Raw genomic sequence first — 5,106 nt, 5'->3', positions numbered from 1 at the left:
CTGTTCCGCACGGCCTTTGGCGACCTGTTCGGGCTGGACCTGCGCCCCGACCCGTCCAAGGAAGGACGCACCGGACGCAACCCCTTCCAGCACCTGAGTGCCGCGCTCGACGACCTCGTCACCGCTGGCGTGCTGCCGCCCGAACGCCGCCCCGGCGCCGAATACCTGGCCTGGTCCACGGTGCACGGCATGGCGCTGCTGAGCATCGACGGCCCCCTGCGCGGCACACCGCCCGCCATGCTGGAGCAGCTGGGGCAGCGGCTGCTGGACATGGTCGAGCGCGGCTTGTAGCACCGGCGCCGTGGCGGCTGCACAGGCCTGGGGCGCCGCGCTTCATTCGCACGCACCCGACAAGTCCAAGAATTTCCACGAACCTGGCGGGCCATCTGCGCCCCCGCCACGACCTGCCACGGCCCTGCTGGCCCGCACCGCCGTGGAGCCCTCAAGGCACCGCGGAGAAAAGCGCGCATGACCGTGCCGGGATCACGTTACCCGCAGCAGGGCAGACTTCGCGCGCAGCACGGCGGCCCGCGCTGCGCTCGGGGCCACATGCCTGGACATATCGGTCGATCAGGCCGCCATGCAGACCACGCCTGCGAAATAAGCGCCTGGGGCCCAGGCGCTGCCGCAGCCCCGCACATGGCTGTGTCCAAGCGCCTACATTTCAAACAAAACGGCCTGTTGCGCTTATCCAGATTGCGATGTTTGCTATTGATTTTGACAAACCCACACTCACAGCGGCTTGGGCACAAACGCCACCGCCAGCCCCTTGGGCGTCACGGTGATGGGGCCTGGCTGCAGGCCCAGGCCGTCGAACACGGCGGTGTCCTGCGGGCGCAACTGGTGCAGCACCACCTCGCGCAGCGACTGGTCGGCCAGCGCGGGGGCATAGGTGTTGAGCAGCTCGCTGACGGCCGGCTTGAGGCCCGGAAAGTCGAGCCGCCCCAGCTTGAGCTGGTGGGCGCGCAGCGTGCGGTCCGATGCTTCGTAGCGCAGCGCAAATTCCACATCGAACGTGCCGGTGTGGCTGCGCCGCAGGGCAGGGCCGGCGGCGTCCACCGCCATGAGGGCCCCCAGGCGGTTCACCTCGGGCAGCAGGCGCAGGTTGGGCGCCTGCACCGTGAGGTCCATGAGCCCCGCCACCGGCACGTTGCGCGGAAACTTGCGGCCCACCATGTCCTGCAGCTGCTCCAGGGACACGTTGTAGCCGGGCTGGGCGTGCGCGGCCGGCCACCACAGCGCGGCCATGCCCCCCAGCACCAGGCCCCGCGCGGCGGCGTCGAGAAATCGTCTGCGGTGCTCCAGCATGCTTGAACTCCTGTGTATGCCCGCCGCGGCAGGGCGGGCGGCAACCGTTGCGCCCTGTTGCAACCCTGGTGGCCATGGCGCGCGGCCCAAAGCGGATGGGTACGGGCGGGGTGCCCAAAGTTCCCCTCGATCCGCCCACGCCCGTTCCTTTCGAGCTTGCAGACCTTCCCCGGAGGGTTCGGGGGGTTCAGCAACGCCCGCTGCACCGCCTCTGCCCCGTCCGGCAATGCGCCGACGGCAACTTGCGCCAGAGGCGACGCGGGGAGCGCGATGTCCGGGCACCTGCCCATGCGCCCGGGTGCGCAGTCGCGCGATGCACGGCTTATCGCCCTGTTGCGCCCGCTCCGTGGTCGTCAATAGCTATGAACACAGGAGCAAACGCACCCCCTGCATCGGGCTGCGGTCACAGCGCGCGCCCCCTGGCAACGCCGGGCGTGCGGACCCTCAGCGTCCCACCACCGACCAGCCGGCCTGCTGGTTGGTCCGGTCGTTCTCGTATTCCCAGGCCGTGCCGCAACGGTCGCAGACGTAGCGGGTGATGGTGACGGGGCCGCTGTCGCGGTCTTCCTTGCGGTTGCCGCGCTGCACCAGCTCGGCGTGGCCGGGGGCTTTGCGCCAGTTGCGCTGGATGCCCTGGCAGGGCTCGCACAGCACCATGGGCTGGAGTTCACGCTGGCGGGCCAGGTCTTTGGTCATGGGGGCTCTTTCGTTTCGGGTGATCAAGGGAACATCGCGCGTTCGGCCCCAGGGCCGTGGCGCGGAAAGGACGACTGTAGTGCGAACCAGGGCAACTCTGGCACATCGCCGTGCAACCGGCGCATGCACCGTTGCGCTGCTTCGGCCCGCACAGCACGCCGCCGGGCAAGGCGGCCTCAATCGCGCCCCAGCGTTTTGGCCATGAGCGCATTGCGCAGAACGACGCCGGCGCGCACCACCTCGCGGCGCTCTTGCACCGCAAAGCCCTGGGCCGCAAAGAAAGGCTCAGCCGTCAGGCTCACATGCGCCCACAGGCGCTCGATGCCACGCTGCGCGGCCTGCGCATGCAGGTGCGCCATGAGCGCGCGGGCCACGCCCTGCCCGGCAAAGGCGGGGGCCACGAAGAACTGGTCGATGCAGCCGTCGGCCTGCAGGTCCGCGAAGCCGGCCACGGTATTGCCGGCACCCGCTCCGGCGGGCCCGGGCAGGGCGACGCCTGCGGTCGCGGTCGGCAGGCTGCCCAGTTCGGCCACCCAAGGCTGGTTGGCATGCAGGCGTTCGGCCCAGGCCACCGCATCGTGATCGCGCGGCGCCCAGGCCTGCAGTTGCTCGGGTGTGTAGTCGCGCCGCGCAATGGCATGGACGGCGGCATGGAACAGCTCGCGCAGCGCGGGCGCGTCGCCGACGCGGAAGGGGCGGATGTGGACCGGCAGGGGCATGGAACGAAAGGTGGTGCGCAGCAGGGGCGCGATTGTGCCGCATACCGCGCGTGGACTAGCATGCGGCCATGCACCCACCCCATCCCTCGCTGCCCGAGCCGGCGCTTGTGCCGGCACTCATCGACTTCGGGGCTCCCGCCCACGCGGTGGCGCAGCGCCTGATCGGTGTGACGCTGTGGGTGGACGGCGTGGGCGGACGCATCGTGGAGACCGAAGCCTACGACCAGTCCGACCCCGCATCGCACACCTACGGCGGCCCCACCACACGCAATGCGGCGATGTTCGGCCCGCCGGGGCGGGCGTATGTGTACCGCTCGTACGGGCTGCATTGGTGCATCAACACCGTGTGCCGCGAAGAGGGGCATGGCGCGGGCGTATTGCTGCGGGCCCTGGAGCCCACGCACGGGCTGGAGGTGATGCGGGCACGGCGCGGGGGCATGCAGGATGCCCGGCTGCTGTGCGCCGGGCCGGGCCGGCTGGCGCAGGCGCTGGGCATTGACGCCAGCTTCAACCACCTGCCGCTGAACGCACCGCCCTTCGCGCTGCTGGAGCCCGCGCCAGAGCACCGCCGCACACTGGCCGGTGGTGGCGGGGCCCCGCATCGGCATCAGCAAGGCCGTGGACATGCCCTGGCGGTTCGGGTTGCAAGGTTCGCGTTACCTGAGCCGCGGCTTCGCGGCGGCAGAGGCGGCGCCCGATGGGGTGCAGCCGCAGCGCGGGGGCTGATCGGGCGCGGTGCGCGGGCCGGATCAACGCGGGCCACACGCCCACAACGAACGCGTCAGGCGGCCGCAGCCAGATCGCGCAGCCGCTGGTGCAGCGCGTCGTTCACATCCACCGGCAGCTGGTTCTTGGCCTGCAGGTAGTGGTGGGTGAACACATCCAGATACGCCTCCAGCGTCTGCGCCGCACGGGTCTCGCCCGCCAGCGCAAGGCACAGTGCGGCCACCTCGGAGGTGCACAGGTGGTCATCGTGCAGGGCATGGCGCAGGCGGTAACGTGAACGCTGGCCGGGCTGCAGGCTGAGCACGGGCAGGCGATCCAGGTAGGGGCTTTTGCGGAACATCCGGCGCGCCTCGGGCCAGGTGCCATCCAGCAGGATGAACAGCGGGCGCTTGCCGGTTGTGCCCTGCCAGGATTCGCTGCCCGTGGGGGCTTGCAGGCTGGTGAGCACCCGCTCGGGCGCGACGTCCTCGCCCGGAAACACCACCACCGGCTGCCACTGCGGGTCGGCCAGCAGCGCCAGCAAATCGGGGTGCACGGCGGTGCGCGCCCAGCCAAAGGCAAAGGTGTCGGCCACCACATCGGCGATCAGCCATCCGGTGTTGCTGGGTTTCAGCGCCTCGACATCGCCCATCAGCAAGCACACGCCCGCACGCGTGGGCACCACCGGGCGCAGCGCGCACAGACAGTGGCTGGGCACCAGGCGGCAGCCCGGACAGCGCTCACCGCGCGGGCCGCCACGGGCCAGAAAGGGCTTGGAACTGCGCGCCAGGCGCTCGGCGCGCTGGCGGGCGACGGCATGGGGCGCGGCCGCGGTGGAAAGGGCGGAAGGGGCAGGAATGAACGCCATGGTCAACGGCTGGCCGGGCATTCGAGCGCGAACAGCGGCACCTCGCAGCGGCGGCTCAGCCACACGCCACCGCCCAGTTCGGTGAAGCTGTCCTGCAGCCCGCGCCGGTACAGCTCGGCCCGGTGGCGGAACAGGCGCGGATCGGTCAGGTCTTCGTCGATGATGTCGCGCTCGTAATCCTCGCGCGCCACGGCTTCGACGTACAGCGCGCCCCGGCTCAGCTGGCCCAGGTTGTGCAGGGCGCGCTTCAGGTCGGGCGGACTCAGGTAGGGCAGCACGCCCTGGCAGATCACCAGGTCGAACGGCTCGGCCGGATCATGGGCCTGGTAGTCCACCACCGAGCCACGCTCCCATCCGAAGCGCCCGCACAGGTATTCGCTGAACTCCACGCCGTGGTAGCTGGCACTGGGGAAATGCCGGGCCACCGCCGCCCGCCACAGCCCGATGCCGCAGCCCACATCCAGCACCCGGCGCACCGGCACCCGCAGGTACTGCAGGTAGCTGCACACAAAAGCCCCCAGCCGCTCGACATGCTCAGGGTCGACCACGCTGGTTTTCTTGTCGACGTAGTAGCGCTGGTAGTAGGCCTCGTCGAAGATGGCGGCGCTGGCGGATTTCAATGGGCGGTCCTATGGGCGAAGGTGGCAGGGCAAGCAAGAAGCGGCAGAGTATCCCGCACACGGGGCGGCCACCGCCTCGACCCGCGCACGGCGAAGGCCCTATTCTGTCGCCATGGATTCCATGATCTCAGCCGCCGCCCGCGCGCTGGCCGCGGGCGACGCACTCACCGCCCTGCAGCGCGTGGCGCTG

At 70.4% G+C, this 5,106-nt stretch carries 6 protein-coding genes and 1 pseudogene; 2 read left to right on the top strand and 5 right to left on the bottom strand.

The genetic code is table 11. The features are described 5' to 3' along the window. Positions 1–291, top strand: a 291-nt coding sequence (locus ACDELDRAFT_RS18965; RefSeq protein ID WP_040329906.1) for a TetR-like C-terminal domain-containing protein, incomplete at its 5' end; no start/stop codon positions are given. A 441-nt stretch (positions 292–732) separates the two neighbouring features. Here ACDELDRAFT_RS18965 and ACDELDRAFT_RS18960 read toward each other — a convergent pair. The 3 genes from ACDELDRAFT_RS18960 to ACDELDRAFT_RS18950 form a co-directional block, all read right to left on the bottom strand. Beyond that, the gene (locus ACDELDRAFT_RS18960) at positions 733–1,308 is read right to left on the bottom strand and encodes a hypothetical protein (RefSeq protein WP_005799638.1); all 576 of its coding nucleotides are present in this window, start codon (positions 1,306–1,308) and stop codon (positions 733–735) included. A 444-nt stretch (positions 1,309–1,752) separates the two neighbouring features. Beyond that, complete coding sequence (locus ACDELDRAFT_RS18955) at positions 1,753–2,004, bottom strand: hypothetical protein (RefSeq protein WP_005799637.1); 252 nt, start codon at positions 2,002–2,004, stop codon at positions 1,753–1,755. A 176-nt stretch (positions 2,005–2,180) separates the two neighbouring features. Next, a complete protein-coding gene (locus tag ACDELDRAFT_RS18950) occupies positions 2,181–2,723 on the bottom strand; it encodes a GNAT family N-acetyltransferase (RefSeq protein ID WP_005799636.1) in 543 nt (180 codons plus the stop codon). Positions 2,724–2,791: 68 nt separating this feature from the next. Here ACDELDRAFT_RS18950 and ACDELDRAFT_RS18945 point away from each other — a divergent pair. After that, a pseudogene (locus ACDELDRAFT_RS18945) lies at positions 2,792–3,449 on the top strand (DNA-3-methyladenine glycosylase). Positions 3,450–3,504: 55 nt separating this feature from the next. Here ACDELDRAFT_RS18945 and ACDELDRAFT_RS18940 read toward each other — a convergent pair. Beyond that, positions 3,505–4,296 carry a tRNA-uridine aminocarboxypropyltransferase gene (locus tag ACDELDRAFT_RS18940; RefSeq protein ID WP_040329908.1) on the bottom strand — a complete coding sequence of 264 codons (792 nt, stop codon included), beginning with the start codon at positions 4,294–4,296 and terminating at the stop codon, positions 3,505–3,507. Positions 4,297–4,298: 2 nt separating this feature from the next. After that, entirely contained in the window at positions 4,299–4,916 is a 618-nt protein-coding gene (locus tag ACDELDRAFT_RS18935; protein WP_005799633.1) for a class I SAM-dependent methyltransferase, read from the bottom strand. Positions 4,917–5,106 lie beyond the last annotated feature (190 nt).

The organism is Acidovorax delafieldii 2AN, from assembly GCF_000175235.1.
Taxonomy (GTDB): domain Bacteria; phylum Pseudomonadota; class Gammaproteobacteria; order Burkholderiales; family Burkholderiaceae_C; genus Acidovorax; species Acidovorax delafieldii_B.
Note: the sequence above shows the minus strand (reverse complement) of the source record. Positions and strands in the feature narration are given on the sequence as shown.